At 57.0% G+C, this 21216-nt stretch carries 20 protein-coding genes; all 20 read right to left on the bottom strand.

All coding sequences use genetic code 11. The annotated features are described in order from the left end of the window. Window position 1 precedes the first annotated feature (1 nt). The 20 genes from FFS64_RS14060 to yidC all read right to left on the bottom strand — a co-directional run bounded on the left by FFS64_RS14060 (window position 2) and on the right by yidC (window position 21216). Window positions 2-628 (bottom strand): glutathione S-transferase family protein, encoded by a 627-nt coding sequence (locus FFS64_RS14060; protein WP_137805875.1) that lies wholly within the window; start codon window positions 626-628, stop codon window positions 2-4. A gap of 124 nt (window positions 629-752) precedes the next feature. Then, on the bottom strand, window positions 753-1655 hold the full coding sequence (locus FFS64_RS14055) for a LysR family transcriptional regulator (RefSeq protein WP_137805874.1): 903 nt from the start codon (window positions 1653-1655) through the stop codon (window positions 753-755). A gap of 77 nt (window positions 1656-1732) precedes the next feature. Next, a complete protein-coding gene (glmS, locus tag FFS64_RS14050; protein ID WP_137805873.1) occupies window positions 1733-3565 on the bottom strand; it encodes a glutamine--fructose-6-phosphate transaminase (isomerizing) in 1833 nt (610 codons plus the stop codon). Between the two features lies 1 nt (window position 3566). After that, entirely contained in the window at window positions 3567-4346 is a 780-nt protein-coding gene (locus tag FFS64_RS14045; RefSeq protein WP_171017086.1) for a DeoR/GlpR family DNA-binding transcription regulator, read from the bottom strand. A gap of 215 nt (window positions 4347-4561) precedes the next feature. Next, on the bottom strand, window positions 4562-5929 hold the full coding sequence (glmU, locus tag FFS64_RS14040; RefSeq protein WP_137805871.1) for a bifunctional UDP-N-acetylglucosamine diphosphorylase/glucosamine-1-phosphate N-acetyltransferase GlmU: 1368 nt from the start codon (window positions 5927-5929) through the stop codon (window positions 4562-4564). Window positions 5930-6041: 112 nt separating this feature from the next. Next, window positions 6042-6467, bottom strand: coding sequence for a F0F1 ATP synthase subunit epsilon (locus FFS64_RS14035; protein WP_010465460.1), 426 nt, complete (start codon window positions 6465-6467; stop codon window positions 6042-6044). A 45-nt stretch (window positions 6468-6512) separates the two neighbouring features. Beyond that, on the bottom strand, window positions 6513-7889 hold the full coding sequence (atpD, locus tag FFS64_RS14030) for a F0F1 ATP synthase subunit beta (protein ID WP_137805870.1): 1377 nt from the start codon (window positions 7887-7889) through the stop codon (window positions 6513-6515). Between the two features lie 27 nt (window positions 7890-7916). After that, window positions 7917-8777 carry a F0F1 ATP synthase subunit gamma gene (gene atpG, locus FFS64_RS14025; RefSeq protein ID WP_137805869.1) on the bottom strand — a complete coding sequence of 287 codons (861 nt, stop codon included), beginning with the start codon at window positions 8775-8777 and terminating at the stop codon, window positions 7917-7919. Window positions 8778-8827: 50 nt separating this feature from the next. Next, entirely contained in the window at window positions 8828-10372 is a 1545-nt protein-coding gene (atpA, locus tag FFS64_RS14020) for a F0F1 ATP synthase subunit alpha (protein ID WP_093228332.1), read from the bottom strand. Window positions 10373-10393: 21 nt separating this feature from the next. Further along, window positions 10394-10930, bottom strand: a complete 537-nt coding sequence (locus FFS64_RS14015; protein WP_137805868.1) for a F0F1 ATP synthase subunit delta — start codon at window positions 10928-10930, stop codon at window positions 10394-10396. A 12-nt stretch (window positions 10931-10942) separates the two neighbouring features. Next, a complete protein-coding gene (locus FFS64_RS14010; protein ID WP_137805867.1) occupies window positions 10943-11413 on the bottom strand; it encodes a F0F1 ATP synthase subunit B in 471 nt (156 codons plus the stop codon). A gap of 58 nt (window positions 11414-11471) precedes the next feature. After that, window positions 11472-11729, bottom strand: a complete 258-nt coding sequence (gene atpE / locus FFS64_RS14005) for a F0F1 ATP synthase subunit C (RefSeq protein ID WP_003097235.1) — start codon at window positions 11727-11729, stop codon at window positions 11472-11474. 132 nt (window positions 11730-11861) lie between these two features. Further along, window positions 11862-12731, bottom strand: a complete 870-nt coding sequence (atpB, locus tag FFS64_RS14000; protein WP_095194534.1) for a F0F1 ATP synthase subunit A — start codon at window positions 12729-12731, stop codon at window positions 11862-11864. 16 nt (window positions 12732-12747) lie between these two features. Continuing rightward, window positions 12748-13155 carry a F0F1 ATP synthase subunit I gene (locus FFS64_RS13995; RefSeq protein WP_137805866.1) on the bottom strand — a complete coding sequence of 136 codons (408 nt, stop codon included), beginning with the start codon at window positions 13153-13155 and terminating at the stop codon, window positions 12748-12750. Between the two features lie 148 nt (window positions 13156-13303). Beyond that, window positions 13304-14176, bottom strand: a complete 873-nt coding sequence (locus FFS64_RS13990; protein ID WP_137805865.1) for a ParB/RepB/Spo0J family partition protein — start codon at window positions 14174-14176, stop codon at window positions 13304-13306. A 9-nt stretch (window positions 14177-14185) separates the two neighbouring features. After that, window positions 14186-14983, bottom strand: a complete 798-nt coding sequence (locus tag FFS64_RS13985; protein WP_095194531.1) for a ParA family protein — start codon at window positions 14981-14983, stop codon at window positions 14186-14188. Window positions 14984-15001: 18 nt separating this feature from the next. Then, on the bottom strand, window positions 15002-15646 hold the full coding sequence (gene rsmG, locus FFS64_RS13980; RefSeq protein ID WP_137805864.1) for a 16S rRNA (guanine(527)-N(7))-methyltransferase RsmG: 645 nt from the start codon (window positions 15644-15646) through the stop codon (window positions 15002-15004). Continuing rightward, window positions 15643-17535: a tRNA uridine-5-carboxymethylaminomethyl(34) synthesis enzyme MnmG gene (mnmG, locus tag FFS64_RS13975; RefSeq protein WP_137805863.1), complete on the bottom strand. Its 1893-nt coding sequence runs from the start codon at window positions 17533-17535 to the stop codon at window positions 15643-15645. The genes rsmG and mnmG overlap by 4 nt, the downstream gene beginning before the upstream one ends. A gap of 551 nt (window positions 17536-18086) precedes the next feature. Then, window positions 18087-19457, bottom strand: coding sequence for a tRNA uridine-5-carboxymethylaminomethyl(34) synthesis GTPase MnmE (gene mnmE / locus FFS64_RS13965; RefSeq protein WP_137805862.1), 1371 nt, complete (start codon window positions 19455-19457; stop codon window positions 18087-18089). A 79-nt stretch (window positions 19458-19536) separates the two neighbouring features. Then, window positions 19537-21216, bottom strand: a complete 1680-nt coding sequence (yidC, locus tag FFS64_RS13960) for a membrane protein insertase YidC (protein ID WP_137805861.1) — start codon at window positions 21214-21216, stop codon at window positions 19537-19539.

Raw genomic sequence — 21216 nt, 5'->3', positions numbered from 1 at the left:
ATCAGGCAGTTTTTTGCAGGCCGGCGACGGTGCGCGGCATGCCGACAAAACCGGGCAAGGCTTCGACCCGGGCCAGCCAAGCGCGAATGTTGGCGTAGTCGTCCAGCGACACATTGCCTTCAGGCGCATGGGCGATGTAACTGTAGGCAGCCACGTCGGCAATCGTCGGCTCGTTGCCGGCCAGATAAGCCGTGTTCGCCAGTTCGTGATCGATGACCTTGAGCACGGTGTGGGCGTACGGGATCACTTCATCAGCTCTGTACGGCGCACCGAACACCGTGATCAACCTTGCTCGGGCCGGCCCGAATGCGATGGGACCCGCAGCGGCGGATAGCCAGCGCTGCACTTTCGCTGCGCCAACCGGATCGGTGGGTAGCCAACGACCGTTGCCATATTTTTGCGCCAGATAAACCAAAATCGCGTTGGAGTCGGCCAACACGACGCCTTGATCATCCAGCACCGGTACCTGACCAAATGAATTGAGTGCCAGGAATTCCGGTTTTTTGTGTTCGCCCTTGGCTAGGTCGACCAGGATCAGCTCGGTTGGAAGCTGCAGCAGCGATAGCATCAATTCCACACGGTGAGCGTGGCCGGAACGTGGGAAGTTGTAGAGTTTGATGGCTTGCATGGTCGACTCCGTGCGGTGAGTGGCGCTATTCGGGAACGAGCAGCACCGATGGCAGCTATCTTCTACCAGTCACCAAAACAACAGAATAACCAGTAAACGCAATCAATTATTTCAGCTGGTGAAATTATCCATGCAATGCAGGATGCGTTCTGAGGCCATCCACCACGAAGTCGACAAAACTGCGCACCCGTGCCGGAGCCTTGCGACCGCCTTGATAAACCACATGGATAGGAAGTGGGGGCATTTCATAATCCGCCAGAATGATTTCCAGCTCCCCGGCAGCAATTTTGCTCGCCACCTGATATGACAGAACCCGAGTGCACCCAAGCCCCAAGGCCGCCGCAGTAATGGCGGCCTGATTCGCCGTGACCACCAGACGCGGTTCGGCCCGGACGCTCAGCGGCTCACCTTGCTCAAGGAATGGCCAGTTTCTTGATTGACCAATGGCGGATGTCGCAATGATCGGCGTCTGCGTTAGTTCCTGCGGGTGCATTGGCCGTCCATGACTGGCCAAAAACTGCGGCGAGGCGACGATCACCCGTCGAACATCCCCTACCCGAATCGCATGCTGATTGCTGTCGGGCAGCTCTCCAATGCGTACCGCAACATCGATCCCCTCCTCGACCACACTGACCACACGATCAACCAGCAGCGCATTAATCGACACCTCTGGGAATTGCGTCAGAAAACTCACCATCAGCGGTGTAACGAACAACTCCCCAAACAAAACCGGCGCAGTTATCGTCAATTGCCCACGTGGTTGGGCATGACTTCCTGCTGCCGAGTCCTCAGCTTCCTGCACCTCGGCAAGGATTCTTCGACAGTCTTCCAAATAACGCAGGCCCGCTTCAGTCAAATGCACACTGCGCGTGGTACGCACAAGTAACTGTGTGCCGATTCGCCTTTCCAACGCTGCCACCGCCCGCGTGACACTGGCAGCCGACATGCCCAAACGCCGCGCCACCGCCGAAAAACCCTGCTCCTGGGCAACAGCGGCGAAGACCTGCATTTCCTGGAAGCGATCCATGGGCGTGTCCTCGATTCAAATAAAAAAATCGCAACCGGAGGCTGCGATTTTTGAAGGTTCAATCAGCTGTGGATAACTTATTCCACCGTCACCGACTTCGCCAGGTTGCGCGGCTGGTCAACGTCAGTGCCCTTCAGAACAGCCACGTAGTAAGACAGCAGTTGCAACGGGATGGTGTAGAGGATCGGCGACAGGATGTCGTGGATGTGCGGCATCTGCACCACGTGCGTGCCTTCACCATTGGTCATCCCGGCTTTCTCGTCGGCGAAGACGATCAACTCGCCACCACGGGCTCGGACTTCCTGAAGGTTGGACTTCAGTTTCTCCAGCAGCTCGTTGTTTGGCGCCACGGTCACCACGGGCATGTCGTTATCCACAAGCGCCAATGGGCCATGTTTCAACTCGCCGGCCGGGTAGGCTTCGGCGTGGATGTAGGAGATTTCCTTGAGCTTGAGTGCCCCTTCCATCGCCACCGGGAATTGCGCGCCGCGGCCGAGGAACAGCGTGTGGTTCTTCTCGGCGAACAGCTCGGCGATTTTCTCCACCGTGCTGTCCATTGCCAGCGCCTCGCCCAAACGGGTTGGCAGGCGACGCAGTTCTTCGACCAGCCTGGCTTCAACGCCGTCGGCCAAGGTACCGCGTACCTGACCCAGGGACAGGGTCAGTAACAACAAGCCGACCAGTTGGGTGGTGAACGCTTTGGTCGAAGCCACGCCGATTTCGCGACCGGCCTGGGTCAGCAGCGTCAGATCGGACTCACGCACAAGGGAACTGATGCCAACGTTGCAGATGGCCAAACTGGCGAGAAAGCCCAGTTCCTTGGCGTTACGCAGCGCGGCCAGGGTGTCGGCGGTTTCGCCGGACTGGGAGATGGTGACGAATAGGGTGTCAGGCTGCACCACGACCTTGCGGTAGCGGAACTCGCTGGCGACTTCGACCTGGCACGGAATACCGGCCAGTTCTTCGAGCCAGTAACGGGCGACCATCCCGGCGTGATAGCTGGTGCCACAAGCGACGATCTGCACGTTGCGCACTTTGGCGAACAGCTCGGCCGCCTGTGGACCGAATGCCTGCACCAACACTTGATTCTGGCTGATGCGACCTTCCAGGGTGCGCTGCACCACGGACGGTTGTTCGTGGATCTCCTTGAGCATGAAATGGCGGAACTCGCCTTTCTCCGCTGCTTCGGCGCCATCGCGGTATTGCACGGCTTCGCGCTCGACAGCCTGGCCGTTAACGTCCCAGATCTGCACGCTGTCGCGACGAATTTCCGCGATATCGCCTTCTTCCAGGTACATGAAGCGGTCGGTGACCTGACGCAGGGCCAGCTGGTCGGAGGCCAGGAAGTTTTCACCCAGGCCCAGACCGATCACCAGCGGGCTACCACTACGGGCTGCCACCAGGCGATCCGGTTGCTGAGCGCTGATTACCGCGAGGCCATAAGCACCGTGCAGCTCTTTGACTGTCGCCTTGAGGGCCACGGTCAGATCACGCAATTCCTTGAGTTTGTGGTTCAGCAGATGGGCGATGACTTCAGTGTCGGTGTCCGACGTAAAGACGTGCCCCAAGGCTTTGAGCTGTTCGCGCAGCGCTTCGTGGTTCTCGATGATGCCGTTGTGCACCACCGCCAGATCACCAGCAAAATGCGGATGCGCGTTTCGCTCGCTCGGAGCACCGTGCGTGGCCCAGCGGGTATGGGCGATACCCAGGCGGCCGGCCAGGGCCTCTTCATTCAGGGCTTGCTCCAACTCGCTGACCTTGCCCGGACGTCGCAGGCGCTCAAGTTTTTCGTCATTGGTGTAAACCGCCACACCGGCACTGTCATACCCGCGGTACTCGAGACGCTTGAGGCCTTCGACCAGGATGGCAGTAATATTACGTTCTGCGACTGCGCCAACAATTCCACACATGCTATTTCTCCTGACTGACGGCCGCGCAAATCAGCGTGATGCCGCGGGCCTGAATCTGATCCCGTGCCTCGAGCGGCAGGCGATCATCGGTAATTAGGGTATGGACACTGCTCCAGGGCAGTTCCAGGTTGGGAATCTTGCGGCCGATCTTGTCGGCTTCCACCATCACCACCACTTCACGTGCCACTTCGGCCATGACTCGGCTCAAACCCAGCAATTCGTTGAAGGTCGTAGTGCCTCGCACCAGATCGATGCCATCGGCGCCGATGAACAACTGGTCGAAGTCGTAAGAGCGTAGTACCTGCTCGGCAACCTGCCCTTGAAAGGATTCGGAGTGCGGGTCCCAGGTGCCGCCGGTCATCAGCAGCACCGGCTCATGCTCGAGCTCGCTCAGGGCATTGGCGACATGCAGGGAATTGGTCATCACCACCAGACCCGGTTGTTGGCCGAGTTCCGGGATCATCGCTGCGGTGGTGCTGCCGCTGTCGATGATGATGCGCGCGTGTTCGCGAATCCGCGTCACTGCAGCACGGGCGATGGCTTGCTTGTATTTGGAGACAGGCTGACTGAGATCGGCCACCAGTTCCTGGGGCATAGTGATCGCGCCGCCATAACGACGTAGCAGCAAACCGTTGCTTTCAAGCGCCGCCAAATCCTTGCGAATCGTAACTTCAGAGGTTTCGAAGCGCTTGGCCAATTCGTCCACACTGACTTCGCCTTGCTCGTTGAGCAAGGCCAGGATGTTGTGGCGGCGTTGAGGTGTATTGCGCTTCGACATGATTGAGTAAGTTTCGATTCGAAAGATAACGTAAGCAATCAAAACCTATCAGTGAAACTTCGTCAAGCGCGAGGCGATAAAAAGTTCTGTGGATAAAAGCTTCGCGGGCAAGGCCACTCCCCCAAGGCATGTTGATAACCCTGTGGGAGCGGGCTTGCCCGCGAATACGATGGATCTGTCTGTGCGTAACTTCAGTTCATCATCGATATGTGGATAACTCAGCTCTTTTTGACCTTCTCCGGCCGTTTCCAGCCATCGATGTTCTTCTGGCGTGCGCGTCCCACCGCCAACTGGGATTTATCCACAGTGGAGGTAATGGTCGAACCAGCTGCGGTCGTCGCACCGTCGAGGATATCCACAGGCGCTACCAACGAGTTGTTGGAACCGATGAAAACATCTTCGCCCAACACCGTTTTCCACTTGTTGGCGCCATCGTAGTTGCACGTGATGGTGCCGGCGCCGATGTTGGTGCGTGCGCCGATTTCGGCATCGCCCAGATACGTCAGATGGCCGGCCTTGGCGCCTTCGCCCAAGTGCGCGTTTTTCAGTTCGACAAAGTTACCCACATGCGCCCGGGCCTCCAGCACCGTGCCTGGACGCAAACGCGCGAACGGACCGGCGTCGCTGCCTTCACCCAGAATCGCGCCTTCGATATGACTGTTCGCCTTGATCACCACGCCTTTGCACAGGGTGCTGTCCTTGATTACGCAGTTCGGACCGATGACTACGTCATCTTCGATAACGACCTTGCCTTCGAGGATCACGTTGATATCGATCAGCACGTCACGGCCGACGGTCACTTCACCGCGTACATCAAAACGTGCCGGGTCGCGCAGGGTCACGCCTTGAGCCATCAGACGGCGACCGGCGCGCAACTGATAGTGACGCTCAAGCTCGGAAAGCTGCCTGCGGTCGTTGGCGCCCTGCACTTCCATGGCGTCGTGAGGTTGTTCGGTGGCCACCACCAGTCCATCGCTGACCGCCATGGCAATCACGTCGGTCAGGTAATACTCACCTTGGGCATTATTGTTGGAGAGACGGCTCATCCATCCGCCAAGACTTTCGAAAGGCAAGGCCAGAATGCCGGTGTTGCCTTCGGTGATCGCGCGCTCGGCTTCATTGGCATCTTTCTGCTCGACGATGGCAGTGACCTGGCCGTCGGCGCCACGAACGATGCGGCCGTAGCCGGTTGGGTCATCCAGCTCGACCGTCAGCAGTCCCAGTTGCTTGGGCGCTACTTTCTTGAGCAGGCGCTGCAGGGTGTCCACTTCAATCAGCGGAACATCGCCGTAAAGAATCAGCACGGTATCGGCTTTGATGAAGGGAACGGCCTGGGCGACAGCATGGCCAGTGCCCAACTGTTTGTCCTGAAAGACGAAATTCAGATCGTCGGCGGCCAGGCGTTCACGTACTTCCTCGGCACCATGACCGATCACCACATGGATGCGCTGTGGATCGAGTTGCCGTGCGCTGTGGATAACATGGCCGAGCATCGAATTGCCGGCAATCGGGTGCAAGACTTTCGGCAAGGCCGAACGCATGCGTGTGCCTTGGCCAGCAGCGAGAATAACGATTTCAAGAGACATGACTGGCTACCAATCCTGGGTGGTCAGCGGCTGTGACCATAGTGATGAAAGTCGGAAAAGAAAAAGGGTAGCCGAGGCTACCCTTTTTAATCAATCGCACAACAAGCTGGCCTTAATGACCGAACTTCTTGCGGATCTGCTGGACGGTGCGCAGCTGAGCTGCAGCCTCGGCCAGACGTGCGGCAGCAGAACCGTAATCGAATTCCGCGCCCCGCTCATGCAAGGCCTTCTCGGCAGCCTTAACGGCTTCCTGAGCGGAGGCTTCGTCCAGGTCGGCAGCACGTTGCACGGTGTCGGCAAGAACCTTGACCATGTTCGGCTGAACCTCGAGGAAACCACCGGAGATGTAATACACCTCCTCTTCCCCGCCCTGCTTGATCAGGCGGATCGGACCCGGCTTGAGATTGGTGATCAGCGGCGCGTGACCCAGGGCGATACCAAGATCACCCAGTGCACCGTGCGCAACCACCATCTCGACCAGACCGGAAAAGATTTCTCCTTCCGCGCTGACGATATCGCAATGGACTGTCATAGCCATCTGATTGCCTCAACCTAAATTAGCGCCCGTTGCCGGGCGCCGGGATTACAGTTTCTTGGCTTTCTCGATCGCTTCTTCGATGCCGCCAACCATGTAGAACGCTTGTTCTGGCAGGTGGTCGTAGTCACCGTTGAGGATGCCTTTGAAGCCAGCAATGGTGTCTTTCAGGGAAACGTATTTACCCGAAGCACCGGTGAAGACTTCAGCCACGAAGAACGGCTGCGACAAGAAACGCTGGATTTTACGAGCACGGTTTACCAACTGCTTGTCGGCTTCCGACAGCTCGTCCATACCCAGGATCGCAATGATGTCCTTCAGTTCTTTGTAACGTTGCAGCACGTACTGAACACCACGAGCGGTCTCGTAGTGGTCATTGCCGATCACGTTAGGGTCCAGCTGACGCGAAGTCGAGTCCAGTGGGTCTACCGCTGGGTAGATACCCAGGGAAGCGATGTCACGAGACAGAACGACGGTGGCGTCCAAGTGGGCAAACGTGGTCGCTGGCGACGGGTCAGTCAAGTCGTCCGCAGGTACGTATACGGCCTGGATCGAAGTAATCGAACCTTGCTTGGTCGAAGTAATGCGCTCTTGCAGCACGCCCATCTCTTCAGCCAGGGTCGGCTGGTAACCTACTGCCGAAGGCATACGGCCCAGCAGTGCGGATACTTCGGTACCGGCCAGGGTGTAACGATAGATGTTGTCGACGAACAGCAGAACGTCGTTACCTTCGTCACGGAACTTCTCGGCCATGGTCAGGCCGGTCAGAGCCACGCGCAGACGGTTTCCCGGCGGCTCGTTCATCTGACCGTAAACCAGTGCCACTTTGTCCAGAACGTTGGAATCCTTCATCTCGTGGTAGAAGTCGTTACCCTCACGAGTACGCTCACCCACACCGGCGAACACGGAATAACCGCTGTGCTCGATGGCGATGTTACGGATCAGTTCCATCATGTTTACGGTCTTGCCTACACCGGCACCACCGAACAGACCGACTTTACCGCCCTTGGCGAACGGGCAAACCAGGTCGATAACCTTGATGCCTGTTTCCAGCAGCTCGTTGCCACCGGCTTGTTCTGCGAAGGAAGGTGCAGGACGGTGAATGCCCCAGCGCTCTTCTTCGCCGATCGGACCGGCTTCGTCAATCGGGTTGCCCAGTACGTCCATGATCCGGCCCAGGGTCGCTTTACCGACCGGTACGGAGATGGCTGCGCCAGTGTTGTTGACGTCCAGACCGCGCTTCAAGCCTTCGGTGGAGCCCATCGCAATGGTACGAACCACGCCGTCGCCCAGCTGCTGCTGAACTTCGAGAGTGGTTTCGGCGCCTTGAACTTTCAAGGCGTCGTAGATGCTCGGTACGCTGTCGCGTGGAAATTCCACGTCGATAACGGCGCCGATGATTTGAACGATACGTCCGCTACTCATAGCTGGATCCTCTGAATATTTGAACCGTTAAACCGCGGCAGCGCCGCCGACGATTTCCGAGATCTCTTGGGTGATCGCAGCCTGACGCGCCTTGTTGTAGACCAGCTGCAAATCGCTGATCAAATCACCGGCGTTGTCGGTAGCGTTCTTCATCGCGATCATCCGCGCAGCTTGTTCAGCCGCGTTGTTCTCGACCACCGCCTGGTACACCTGCGACTCCACGTAACGCACCATCAGGCCGTCAAGCAGCTCTTTGGCGTCCGGTTCGTAGAGATAGTCCCAGTGGTGCTTGAGTTCTTGATCCGGGGTTGCCACCAGCGGAACCAATTGCTCCACGGTAGGCTGTTGCGTCATGGTGTTGACGAACTTGTTGGACACTACGGACAAGCGGTCAATACGGCCGTCCAGATAAGCATCCAGCATCACCTTGACGCTGCCGATCAGATCATTGATCGACGGCTCTTCACCCAGGTGGCTGATAGCTGCAACGACGTTACCGCCGAAGTTGCGGAAGAAAGCCGCACCCTTGCTACCAATCACACACAGATCGATCTCGACGCCGTTTTCGCGGTTTACCGCCATGTCCTTGACCAGGGCCTTGAACAGGTTGGTGTTCAAGCCACCGCACAGACCACGGTCACTGCTCACCACGACATAACCGACGCGCTTCACTTCGCGGTCGATCATGAACGGATGGCGGTATTCCGGGTTGGCGTTGGCCAGATGCCCAATTACCTGGCGGATACGCTCCGCATAAGGACGGCTAGCAGCCATGCGCATTTGTGCCTTGCGCATTTTGCTGACCGCCACTTTTTCCATGGCGCTGGTAATTTTTTGCGTGCTTTTGATGCTCGCAATCTTACTGCGAATCTCTTTTGCGCCTGCCATGTAACACCTATCAGGTTAGCAAGCGGGAGCCTTGCGGCTCCCGCTGCGGCTTACCAGGTTTGGGTGGCCTTGAACTTCTCGATACCGGCTTTCAGGCCGCCATCGATCTCGTCATTGAAGTCACCCTTCACGTTGATCTTGGCCATCAAATCGGCGTGATCGCGGTTGAAGTAAGCAATCAGCGCTTGCTCGAAGCTGCCGATCTTGGTGATTTCAACGTCAGTCAGGAACCCACGCTCAGCGGCATACAGCGACAGCGACATGTCGGCGATCGACATTGGCGCGTATTGCTTCTGCTTCATCAGCTCGGTAACGCGCTGACCATGCTCAAGTTGCTTACGGGTCGCTTCGTCCAGGTCAGAAGCGAACTGGGCGAATGCCGCCAGTTCACGGTACTGAGCCAGAGCGGTACGGATACCACCGGACAGCTTCTTGATGATCTTGGTCTGAGCGGCACCACCCACACGGGATACCGAAACACCGGCGTTCACTGCTGGGCGGATGCCCGAGTTGAACATGGCCGATTCCAGGAAGATCTGACCGTCGGTGATGGAAATCACGTTGGTCGGAACGAACGCGGAAACGTCGCCAGCCTGGGTTTCGATGATCGGCAGTGCGGTCAGGGAACCGGTTTTGCCGGTCACTGCGCCGTTGGTGAACTTCTCTACGTACTCTTCCGAAACGCGGGATGCGCGCTCCAGCAGACGGGAGTGGAGATAGAACACGTCGCCTGGGTAAGCTTCACGGCCTGGTGGACGGCGCAGCAGCAGGGAAATCTGGCGGTAAGCCACTGCTTGCTTGGACAGATCGTCATAAACGATCAGCGCGTCTTCACCGCGGTCACGGAAGTATTCGCCCATGGTGCAACCGGAGTACGGTGCCAGGAACTGCAGTGCAGCCGATTCGGAAGCACTGGCAGCGACGATGATGGTGTTAGCCAGTGCACCGTTTTCTTCCAGCTTGCGAACAACGTTGGCGATGGTCGATTGTTTCTGACCGATCGCTACGTAGACGCAGAAAATGCCGCTGTCTTTCTGGTTGATGATCGCGTCGATCGCCAGAGCGGTTTTACCGATCTGACGGTCACCGATGATCAGCTCACGCTGGCCACGGCCGACAGGGATCATGGCATCGACAGCCTTGTAGCCAGTCTGTACAGGCTGGTCTACCGACTTACGCCAGATCACGCCTGGAGCAACTTTCTCGACCGCGTCGGTCTCGGTGTTGTTCAGCGGACCTTTGCCGTCAACCGGGTTACCCAGTGCGTCGACTACGCGACCCAGCAGTTCCTTACCAACCGGAACTTCCAGGATGCGGCCAGTGCACTTGGCGCTCATGCCTTCAGCCAGACTGGTGTATGCGCCCAATACAACGGCACCTACGGAGTCTTGCTCAAGGTTGAGGGCCATACCGTAGACGCCGCCCGGAAACTCGATCATCTCGCCGTACATTACGTCGGCCAGACCGTGAATCCGCACGATGCCGTCAGATACGCTGACGACAGTGCCTTCGTTACGGGCTTGGGAGGTCACATCGAGTTTGTCGATGCGGCCCTTGATAATTTCACTTATTTCGGAAGGATTGAGTTGCTGCATTGCTCTGCTGCCCCTTCAAACTCAAGATTTCAATGCTTCGGCAAGTTTCGCGATTTTGCCGCGAATCGAGCCATCGATAACCAGGTCGCCGGCGCGGATAACAACGCCCCCAATAAGGGACTTGTCTTCCTCGACTTGCAGGCGCACTTCCCGGTTGAGTCGTGCACTGAGAACCTTGGCGAGTTTGTCTTGCTGTTCTTGGTTCAATGCGAATGCACTGGTGACTTCAACGTCTACCGACTTCTCTTGCTCAGCCTTATACAGGTCAAACAGAGCGGCGATCTCCGGCAACAGCAGGAGACGGTCGTTTTCGGCAACGACGTTAATGAAGTTCTGTGCCTTGGCATCAAACTTGTCGCCGCACACGTCAATGAACGTGGCGGCCTTTTCTGCGCTCGTCAGTCGCGGGGCCTTGAGCACGCGCTGCATGGTGTCGTCTTCCGACACCGCTGCTGCCAGGCCGAGCATGGCTGACCAATTGGCCAGTTGCTGGTGGGCCTGAGCGTGCTCGAAGGCCGCCTTAGCGTAAGGTCGGGCCAACGTGGTCAGTTCTGCCATGATCGCCCTCGCTTAGATTTCAGCAGCCAGTTGGTTAACCAGCTCTGCGTGCGCGTTTTGATCGATTGTGGCACCCAGGATCTTCGCGGCACCGCCAACGGCCAGGCTACCCACTTGGGCGCGCAGCGCGTCTTTGACGCTGTTCAGTTCCTGTTCGATCTCGGCCTGAGCCTGAGCCTTCACACGGTCAGCTTCGACGCGAGCCTGTTCACGGGCTTCGTCGACAATCTGAGAACCGCGTTTCTTGGCTTGCTCGATGATTTCAGCTGCCTGAGCTTTCGCTTCGCGCAGTTGATGACCCGCTTTCTCTTGGGCCAACTCCAGGTCGCGAGCTGCTCGGCTGGCAGCGTCCAGTCCATCCGCGATCTTCTTTTGACGTTCGTGCAGTGCCGTGATGACCGGAGGCCATACGAACTTCATGCAGAACAGTACAAAAATGAGGAACGCAACGGACTGGCCAATCAGGGTCGCATTAATGTTCACGCCAACACCTCGCAGTTACGTTGTCCATCACATCAAATCACTCGGAAGATCCGAGTAATTAGCCAGCGATCTGACCAACGAACGGGTTCGCAAAGGTGAAGAACAGAGCGATACCAACACCGATCATGGTTACGGCGTCGAGCAGACCGGCAACGATGAACATTTTAACTTGCAGCATTGGAACCATTTCTGGCTGACGCGCTGCGCCTTCCAGGAACTTGCCGCCCAGCAGGCCGAAACCAATTGCGGTACCCAGTGCGCCCAGGCCGATCAACAGTGCAACAGCGATAGCGGTTAGACCAACTACAGTTTCCATCTTTCCTCCCGACTTTTACGTCGTATGGTTTAGGTTTTTTTAATTTAAAGCGGTAAAACAAATCGTTTCAGAGCCCCCAAGGACTCCCCTCCCGTTTGACCGGGAGGGACATCAGACTAGTCGAGACTGGTCTTAATGGTTTTCTTCGTGCGCCATCGACAGGTAGACGATGGTCAACATCATGAAGATGAACGCCTGCAGGGTGATGATCAGGATGTGGAACACAGCCCACGCCCACTGCAGAACGACGCCCAGGCCGCTAAGCCAGAGCAGGCCGCTGCCGAACATCACAGCGATCAGGATGAACACCAGCTCGCCGGCATACATGTTGCCGAACAGACGCAGAGCCAGGGAAATCGGCTTGGCGATCAGGGTCACGAATTCCAGCAGGAAGTTCACCGGGATCAGCAGCGCTTGAACGAAGATGTTCTTGCTGCCGAACGGGTGCAGGGTCAGCTCGCCGATGAAACCGCCGAGGCCCTTGACCTTGATGCTATAGAAAATGATCAGTGCGAAAACCGAGAACGCCATGCCCAGGGTCGCGTTCGGGTCGGTGGTCGACACGGCACGGAACGGGATGTGTGCATCGCCGGAGATCATGATGGCCAGCTGAGGAATCCAGTCGACCGGTACCAGGTCGACGGCGTTCATCAGGAACACCCAGACGAAGATGGTCAGTGCCAGCGGTGCGATCACCGGGCTACGGCCATGGAAGCTGTCTTTCACGCTGCCATCGACGAATTCGACCAATACTTCAACGAAGTTCTGCAAAGCACCTGGCTGACCGGAAGTCGCCTTCTTTGCCGCCATGCGGAAAAGAAGAACGAAGATCAGACCCAATGCGACCGACCAGCCGAGGGTATCGACGTGGAAAGCCCAGAAGCCCATTTCCTTGGCTTCTGCTGCGGTGTGGGCAAAGCCCCAGCCGCCGGTAGGGTGCTGACCGAAAGTCAGGTTCTGCAAGTGGTGCTGGATATAGCCCGAAGCGGTTGTTTCTGCCATGGTTGCCTCAAACGCCCTAAGGTCTCGAAAGTCTTGTTCTCATCAGCAGGGGAGCGAACCAGCTGACCGACTGAGTCAGCACGAAGGCACCGAATACTGCTATCGGCGCCAATGGCTTCACACCTGCAAACACCAGTGCAAACAGCACTGCCGTCAAAATCAGTTTGCCCGCCTCGCCGGCATAAAAAGACCGGACGATGGCTTGAGCTGCTCGGGCGCCGGAAAACCGAAATGCCCTGTGAGCGAAATAAACATTGGGAAGCAAGGCTATCAGGCCTCCGCAAAGTCCCGAGTACCCGGCAACGACTCCATACCTTTGCCAGAGCGCCAGAGCGGCAATGAGCAAAATGACAAATTGAGCCATTAACACCGGAAAAACCGCGAGGCGATGGAACGGCAAGCGGTTTGGCGTGCGGGTTTCCATCACTATTGCTCTCCAATGGTCGGCTGCCGAAATTCAATAACTTGGCATAATTTGTGCCGACAAAATGCGCGCAGAGTATAGGGGCGGTTCTGCCCCTATTCAACTGTCAGGTAGTGATTTCCGACTGCGCGCTACATGAGGAAATGTTTCAGCGAATATGTGCGAGTACGCCTTGAAGCTCATCCAGGGAGTTGTAGCCAATCACCAACTGCCCTTTTCCCTTCTTCCCGTGGCGGATCTGCACCGCAGAGCCTAGGCGCTCGGCCAGACGCTGTTCCAATCGGGCGATATCCGGGTCTGGTTTTACGGGTTCGACGGGGTCGGGTTTGCCACTCAACCACTGTCGAACCAGTGCTTCGGTTTGGCGCACGGTGAGTCCGCGTGCGACAACATGTCGCGCCCCTTCGACCTGTTGATTGTCCGGCAAACCGAGCAAAGCACGGGCATGGCCCATTTCCAGATCGCCATGGGACAGCATGGTCTTGATGACTTCCGGCAACGAGATCAGGCGCAGCAGGTTGGCCACGGTCACCCGGGATTTACCGACGGCTTCGGCCACCTGTTGCTGGGTCAACTGAAACTCCTGCTGCAGACGCTGCAAGGCCATCGCTTCTTCAATCGGATTCAGGTCTTCGCGCTGGATGTTCTCGATCAGCGCGATGGCGATCGCAGTTTCATCGGGCACGTCGCGGACCATCGCAGGGATGGTTTCCTGCCCGGCTTGCTGGCTGGCACGCCAGCGGCGTTCGCCAGCAATGATTTCAAAACGGCCGCTGCCAATCGGACGAACCACGATGGGCTGCATGACGCCCTGGGCCTTGATCGACTGCGCCAGTTCTTCCAGCGCCTGAGGATCCATGTCCCGGCGCGGCTGGTATTTGCCGCGCTGGAGCAGGTCCAGTGGCAGATGTTGCAGCTCACGCTGATCGGCTTGCGCCGCTTGTTCTTCCAGCGAGCTGACAGTCGGACCACTCAGCAGTGCATCCAGTCCACGTCCGAGACCTCGTTTCTTGACGGCCATGGGGATTCCTTAAGTTGCCTGAGCAGCGGCGATGCGTGAGTTTTTACGCTGACGACGAACCATTTCGCCGGCCAGAGCCAGATAGGCTACAGCGCCGCGCGATGCTTTGTCGTACGCCAACGCCGGCATACCGTAGCTTGGAGCTTCGGCCAGTCGAATGTTGCGCGGAATGACAGTGTCGTAGAGCTGATCACCGAAGTGTTCCTTGAGCTGCGCCGACACATCGTTCATCAGGCTCAGGCGCGGGTCGTACATCGTCCGCAACAGGCCTTCGACCTTGAGGTTCGGGTTCAGCAACTCAGCGATGCGCTTGATGTTATCCACAAGGTCGCTCAAGCCTTCGAGTGCGAAGTACTCGCACTGCATGGGGATAATCACCCCGTCGGCGGCAACCAATGCGTTCAAGGTGAGCATCGAAAGCGACGGCGGGCAGTCGATCAGGATGTAATCGTAGTTTTCACGGATCGGCGCCAGTGCACTGCGCAGGCGGCTTTCCTTCATCTGCATTTCCAGCAAAACCACTTCGGCGGCCGTCAGGTCGCGGTTGGCCGGCAACAGCTGGTAACCACCGTGCTCCGAGTAATGCATAGCCTGAGCCAGATCGCACTCGCCGATCAGCAGGTCATAGACCGAGTTTTCCAGGCCGTGTTTATCCACACCGCTACCCATGGTGGCGTTGCCCTGTGGATCGAGATCGATCAACAACACCCGGCGCTTGGTTGCGACGAGGGATGCTGCGAGGTTGATGCAGGTGGTGGTCTTGCCCACACCACCCTTTTGGTTCGCTATCGCGAATACCTTAGCCATTCTTGCTTGTGTTCCCAATCATGCCGTGCGGCGCAGTATCAGCAGATGGCGTTGGCCTTGGCAACCGGGTACGGCCAGGGCGTGTTCGCTATCGAGGTGGAAGTCTGTCGGCAATGCTACCAGCTCATCGGCGGGATGAACGCCCTTCATTGCCAGCCAACGTGTATCGGTGTCACCAAGGTGACGAGTCCAGTTGGTGAAGTTCTCCATGCTGCTGAACGCCCGGGAAATGATCCCGTTGAACGGCTGAGCTGGTTGGAAAGCTTCGACGCGACTGTGGATAACTTGCAGGTTATCCAGTTTGAGTTCGAGTTTGACCTGGGTCAGGAAGCGGGTTTTCTTGCCGTTGCTGTCCAGACAGGTGACTTGAGACTGCGGAAACAGGATAGCCAGCGGAATACCCGGCATACCGCCGCCACTGCCAACGTCCAGCCAGCGGCCGTTTTCGATAAACGACATCACACTCAAGCTATCGAGCAAATGACGGGACACCATTTCGTCCGGATCGCGCACCGCGGTCAGGTTGTAAGCCTTGTTCCATTTGATCAACAGGGCCAGGTAACCCAGCAATTGCGCGTGCTGGGTTTCTGTCAGCGTGACACCGAGCAGGCGAGCGCCTGTGGATAACTCTTCGGCATGTTGCGAGGTGACCAACGAACTCAAGCGCTTTGCTCCAACTGACGGCCCGCGCCGCGTTTTTTCAAATGAATCATCAACAGCGAAATCGCCGCTGGGGTAACGCCCGGAATACGCGACGCCTGGCCCAGGGTTTCCGGACGGGTCGCACCGAGCTTGCTCTGGATCTCTTTGGAGAGACCGGAAATGTTCGTGTAATCGATATCCACAGGCAGTTTCGTGTCTTCGCTGGCGCGCAGACGGGCGATTTCATCCTGTTGACGATCGATGTAACCAGCATATTTGGTCTTGATTTCGACCTGCTCGGCCACCTGTGGATCTTCTGCGCCTTCACCGGTTACGGCGATCAGACCAGCGTAGTCGATTTCCGGACGGCTCAAGAGGTTGAGCAAGTTGTATTCGTGGGTCAGCGGCGTACCGAATTTTTCGGCAATCGCGTCGCCCTGCGCAGTACCGGGGCGAACCCAGGTGCTTTTCAGTCGCTGTTCTTCCTGCGCGATGCTTTCGCGCTTTTTGCTGAACGCAGCCCAACGCTCGTCATCGACCAGACCCAGTTCGCGACCTTTTTCGGTCAAGCGCAGGTCGGCGTTGTCTTCACGCAGAATCAGGCGGTACTCGGCGCGGGAAGTGAACATACGGTACGGCTCTTGAGTGCCGAGCGTAATCAGGTCGTCAACCAACACCCCGATGTACGCCTCATCGCGACGTGGACACCAGGCGTCTTTGCCTTGTGCACGCAGCGCGGCGTTGGTTCCGGCCAACAAACCCTGGGCGCCGGCTTCTTCGTAACCGGTGGTGCCGTTGATCTGTCCGGCAAAGAACAGGCCGCCGATGACTTTGGTTTCCAGGCTGTACTTCAAGTCACGCGGATCGAAGTAGTCATATTCGATGGCGTAGCCCGGACGCACGATGTGCGCGTTTTCCATGCCGCGGATCGATTGCACGATCTGCAATTGCACATCGAACGGAAGGGATGTGGATATCCCGTTCGGATACAACTCGTTTGTGGTCAGGCCTTCCGGCTCGATGAAGACCTGATGGCTTTCCTTGTCGGCGAAACGATGGATCTTGTCTTCGATCGACGGGCAGTAACGCGGGCCGATGCCTTCGATCACACCGGAATACATCGGCGATCGATCCAGGTTGGCAGCAATGATTTCGTGGGTACGCGTGTTGGTATGAGTAATCCAGCAACTGATCTGCCGTGGATGCTGCTCTTTGGAACCCATGAACGACATCACCGGAATCGGCGTGTCACCCGCTTGCTCGGTCATGACCGAGAAATCAACAGATCGAGCGTCAATACGCGGCGGTGTACCGGTTTTCAGGCGACCGACCCGTAAAGGCAATTCACGTAAGCGGTGAGCGAGGGCGATCGACGGTGGATCACCGGCACGTCCACCGGAAAAATTCTGCATGCCGATGTGGATAAGTCCACCCAGGAAGGTGCCTGTGGTCAACACAACCGAATCGGCGAGAAAACGCAGACCCATTTGAGTGACGACACCACGTACCTGGTCCTGCTCGACGATCAGATCATCGGCGGCTTGTTGAAATATCCACAGGTTCGGCTGGTTTTCCAGGATTTCACGGACAGCGGCCTTGTACAGAACCCGGTCAGCTTGAGCGCGAGTTGCGCGCACGGCTGGGCCTTTGCGGCTGTTCAATACGCGAAATTGAATACCACCTTTATCGGTAGCCATGGCCATCGCGCCGCCAAGGGCGTCGATTTCCTTGACCAGATGACTTTTGCCAATGCCGCCAATGGCTGGGTTGCAGCTCATGGCACCGAGGGTTTCCACGTTGTGCGTCAGCAACAGGGTTTTGACCCCCATGCGTGCTGAGGCCAGTGCTGCCTCGGTACCGGCATGACCGCCGCCGATGACGATCACTTCAAAACGGGAAGGGAAATCCACCACGCACCTCGTGCCTGCTTAAGTAGGTAATTCAGGAATAGTTTGAGCTCAGGTTTTTGGACCTGGTCGACAAGTATAGGGACTTCGCCCTTCCTAAAGAACCCTTTGCACAAAATTTAACCAGCTGTGGAGAAGTCGCGGTTATAGAAATTAAAAAGAGAGAAATTTATTAAATCTTTGTTTTTATGTTTATTTCTACTGACCGACCTTTCTGTGGATAGATTCACGTAGCCCTTTATTTTCAATGTGTACAGAGATTCAAAACCCTGTGGTCATGTGCCAAGGAGGCCCTTGGATAACCGCTTTAAGCCTGTGGATGAATGGGGTGGTTATCCACAGAGGTGGTTATCTTCAGTTTTGAGGCCCTGTTATCAACTGCCCTCAGTGGCAGTTATTCACAGAGCTTAATCCACAGAAAAAGCGTTGGATGGCGGAAATTTGGGCACGACTGTTCCGCTCAAGCAGAAAGAATCCGCTCAGCACTGGAGGTTGCGTTTCAGAAAGAAGAGAACAGGCAGGCACGAATGGCCTGCCTGTGGACAACGGAAGGACTATTTACCGATGCAGAAGCTGGAGAAAATTCGTCCTAGCAGATCATCAGAGCTGAAGGCTCCGGTGATTTCCCCAAGAGATTGCTGAGCTTGTCGCAAATCCTCCGCCAGCAGTTCGCCGGCACCGGCCAGTGTCAATTGCGAGCGTCCGTGTTCCAGGGAGGCACTGGCATGGCGCAAGGCCTCAAGGTGACGCCGGCGAGCGCTGAAGCTGCTCTCCGAGGTTTGCTCATATCCCATACAGGCCTTGAGGTGTTCACGCAGCAGTTCCAGGCCGACGCCTGCAGACTTTGCACTTAGACTGATGGTGACATGGCCATCGTCGCTGACATCCAGGACCATCGCTTCCCCGGTCAAGTCAGCCTTGTTACGGATCAGCGTGACTTTTGACGGATCTGGACGGGTTTCGAGGAATTCAGGCCACAAGGCAAAGGGATCAAGCGCTTCGGGAGCCGTGGCATCAACGACCAACAGCACGCGATCCGCCTCGCCAATGGCTTTCAATGCGCGCTCGACGCCGATTTTTTCCACATGATCATCTGTATCACGCAGGCCTGCGGTATCGACCACGTGCAGCGGCATACCGTCGATGTGGATATGTTCGCGCAGGACGTCGCGGGTCGTGCCGGCAATTTCGGTCACAATGGCCGCTTCACGACCGGCCAATGCGTTGAGCAGGCTGGATTTACCGGCATTCGGCCGACCGGCAATCACCACGGTCATACCGTCGCGCAGCAGGGCACCCTGCCCGGCCTCGCGCAAGACGGTGGATAACTCGTCGCGTACTTTGTCGAGCATGCTCAGCACATGGCCATCGGCAAGGAAGTCGATCTCTTCTTCCGGAAAATCGATCGCCGCTTCGACGTAGATGCGCAGGCCGATAAGTTGTTCGGTGAGGTTATGCACACGCTGGGAAAATGCACCTTGCAACGAGCGCAGGGCGTTGCGTGCCGCCTGTGCAGAACTCGCCTCGATCAAGTCTGCAATTGCTTCGGCTTGGGCCAGGTCGAGTTTGTCATTGAGGAAGGCGCGTTCGCTGAATTCCCCCGGCCGGGCGAGACGGCAACCCAGTTCAAGGCAGCGTTTGAGCAGCATATCCAGAACGATAGGGCCGCCATGGCCCTGCAGTTCCAGCACGTCTTCGCCGGTGAACGAGTTCGGTCCAGGAAAATACAGTGCTATCCCCTGATCCAGCACCTCGTCGTTTTCACCGAGGAACGGACCATAATGGGCGTATCGCGGTTTGAGTTCGCGACCGCTGAAGGCCGTGGCCACAACGCTGGCCAACGGCCCGGAAATACGGACAATGCCCACGCCGCCCCGACCTTGAGCAGTGGCGACCGCGGCAATGGTTTCACGAGGAGCGCTCATAAACCGGTATCCAGACAAAAGTGACAGATAGCAAAACGCCCCACTAGGGGGCGTTCTGAGTGGTTATCCACAGTGTAAGTCAGGCAGTCGCTTTGGCAGCTGCTTCAATCTTACGAGTGATGTACCACTGTTGGGCGATCGACAGGCAGTTGTTCACTACCCAGTACAGCACCAGACCGGCCGGGAACCACAGGAAGAAGAAGGTGAAGATGATTGGCATCATCTTCATCACCTTGGCCTGCATCGGATCCGGTGGAGTCGGGTTCAGCTGCTGCTGGATGAACATGGTTGCGCCCATGATGATCGGCAGAATGAAGAACGGATCCTTGATCGACAGGTCAGTGATCCACAGCATGAATGGCGCCTGGCGCATTTCAACGCTTTCCAGCAGAACCCAGTACAACGAAAGGAAAACCGGCATCTGCACGAGGATTGGCAAGCAACCACCCAGCGGATTGATTTTCTCTTTTTTGTACAGCTCCATCATGGCTTGCGACATTTTCTGCCGGTCATCGCCATGTTGCTCTTTCAGCGCGGCCAGTTTCGGTGCCACTGCACGCATGCGCGCCATGGACTTGTAGCTGGCGGCCGATAACGGGAAGAAGATCCCTTTGATCAGCATGGTCAGGAAAATGATCGACCAGCCCCAGTTACCCACAATGGCGTGGATATGTTGCAGCAACCAGAAGATCGGTTGAGCGATGAACCACAGAATGCCGTAGTCGACGGTCAGTTCCAGACCTGGGGACAACTCTTTCAGCACAGCCTGGCTTTTCGGACCGGCATACAGAGTGGCACTGGTTTCAGCCTTGGCGCCCGGTGCGACAGTCAGAGACGGGCCTGTGTAACCAATGATGTAGTTGCCTTTGCTGTCTTTACGGGTCTGGACGATGTTGTTTTCGCCCTTGGCCGGAATCCACGCGGTCACGAAGTAGTGTTGCAACCAGGCAACCCAACCACCGGTGACGGTTTCTTTCAGCTGAGCCTTGTCCATGTCGCTCATCGACACTTTCTTGTATGGCTCGTTACTTGTCCACAGGGCGGCGCCCAGGTAAGTCGCGGTGCCAGTGGCAGTGCTGGAAGAAGGATCGGAGCTGGCGTCACGCTTCAACTGCGCGAACATCGCCCCGGACCAGGGCTGAGCGCTCTGGTTGTCGATCAGGTAAGAAACGGTTACGTCATACAGGCCACGCTTCAGGGTGAAACGCTTGATGTAATTGACGCCGTCCTTGCTGAACTTCAGGTCCACGACCAATTGGTCCTGACCGTCAGCCAGTTGATAAATCTTCTTCTCCGAGGAGTAAACCGGACGACCGGCAGGACTTGCGTCCGGGCCGTTGCTGCCGATCAGGCCGCTTTGTGCCAGATAAGTGCGCTCGTTACCGTTGTCGAACAGCTGGAATGGAATTTCCGGATGGTCCTGACGACGTGGATACAGCGGCAGTTTCAGCTGGGCAACATCACCACCTTGTGGATCGATAGCCAGATCGAGCACATCCGTTTTGATCTGGATGAGATCGGTGCTTGCAGCTACCGGAGTTTCGGCAGGTGCACTGGTATCGTTTGCGGCGTGTGGAATGTCGTCACTGACGGACGCTTTATTGCCAGTTGCCGTATCCGGGAGACCCGGTGCGGTCGTACTGGAAGCAACATTCTGAGTCGGCAGGGCAGCCTGGCCATAGTCCTGGTTCCATTTAAGAACCAGAACGTAGGACACGATTGCCAGGGCGACGATCAGGATCGTGCGTTTGATATCCAT

Origin of the sequence: Pseudomonas sp. G(2018) (genome assembly GCF_005502415.1) — a bacterium.
Classification (GTDB): domain Bacteria; phylum Pseudomonadota; class Gammaproteobacteria; order Pseudomonadales; family Pseudomonadaceae; genus Aquipseudomonas.
The sequence above is the reverse complement of the archived record's forward strand: the minus strand, read 5'-3'. Positions and strand labels throughout refer to the sequence as shown.

Bases quoted from the DNA above. Each gene is read 5' to 3' on its own strand.
- FFS64_RS13995 (WP_137805866.1), bottom strand. From the start codon at position 13,155: ATGGAAACCCGCACGCCAAACCGCTTGCCGTTCCATCGCCTCGCGGTT.
- glmS (WP_137805873.1), bottom strand. From the start codon at position 3,565: ATGTGTGGAATTGTTGGCGCAGTCGCAGAACGTAATATTACTGCCATC.
- FFS64_RS14060 (WP_137805875.1), bottom strand. From the start codon at position 628: ATGCAAGCCATCAAACTCTACAACTTCCCACGTTCCGGCCACGCTCAC.
- mnmE (WP_137805862.1), bottom strand. From the start codon at position 19,457: ATGAGCGCTCCTCGTGAAACCATTGCCGCGGTCGCCACTGCTCAAGGT.
- FFS64_RS14035 (WP_010465460.1), bottom strand. From the start codon at position 6,467: ATGGCTATGACAGTCCATTGCGATATCGTCAGCGCGGAAGGAGAAATC.
- atpB (WP_095194534.1), bottom strand. From the start codon at position 12,731: ATGGCAGAAACAACCGCTTCGGGCTATATCCAGCACCACTTGCAGAAC.
- FFS64_RS13985 (WP_095194531.1), bottom strand. From the start codon at position 14,983: ATGGCTAAGGTATTCGCGATAGCGAACCAAAAGGGTGGTGTGGGCAAG.
- atpD (WP_137805870.1), bottom strand. From the start codon at position 7,889: ATGAGTAGCGGACGTATCGTTCAAATCATCGGCGCCGTTATCGACGTG.
- atpA (WP_093228332.1), bottom strand. From the start codon at position 10,372: ATGCAGCAACTCAATCCTTCCGAAATAAGTGAAATTATCAAGGGCCGC.
- FFS64_RS14015 (WP_137805868.1), bottom strand. From the start codon at position 10,930: ATGGCAGAACTGACCACGTTGGCCCGACCTTACGCTAAGGCGGCCTTC.
- FFS64_RS13990 (WP_137805865.1), bottom strand. From the start codon at position 14,176: ATGGCCGTCAAGAAACGAGGTCTCGGACGTGGACTGGATGCACTGCTG.
- atpG (WP_137805869.1), bottom strand. From the start codon at position 8,777: ATGGCAGGCGCAAAAGAGATTCGCAGTAAGATTGCGAGCATCAAAAGC.
- glmU (WP_137805871.1), bottom strand. From the start codon at position 5,929: ATGTCTCTTGAAATCGTTATTCTCGCTGCTGGCCAAGGCACACGCATG.
- atpE (WP_003097235.1), bottom strand. From the start codon at position 11,729: ATGGAAACTGTAGTTGGTCTAACCGCTATCGCTGTTGCACTGTTGATC.
- yidC (WP_137805861.1), bottom strand. From the start codon at position 21,216: ATGGATATCAAACGCACGATCCTGATCGTCGCCCTGGCAATCGTGTCC.
- FFS64_RS14055 (WP_137805874.1), bottom strand. From the start codon at position 1,655: ATGGATCGCTTCCAGGAAATGCAGGTCTTCGCCGCTGTTGCCCAGGAG.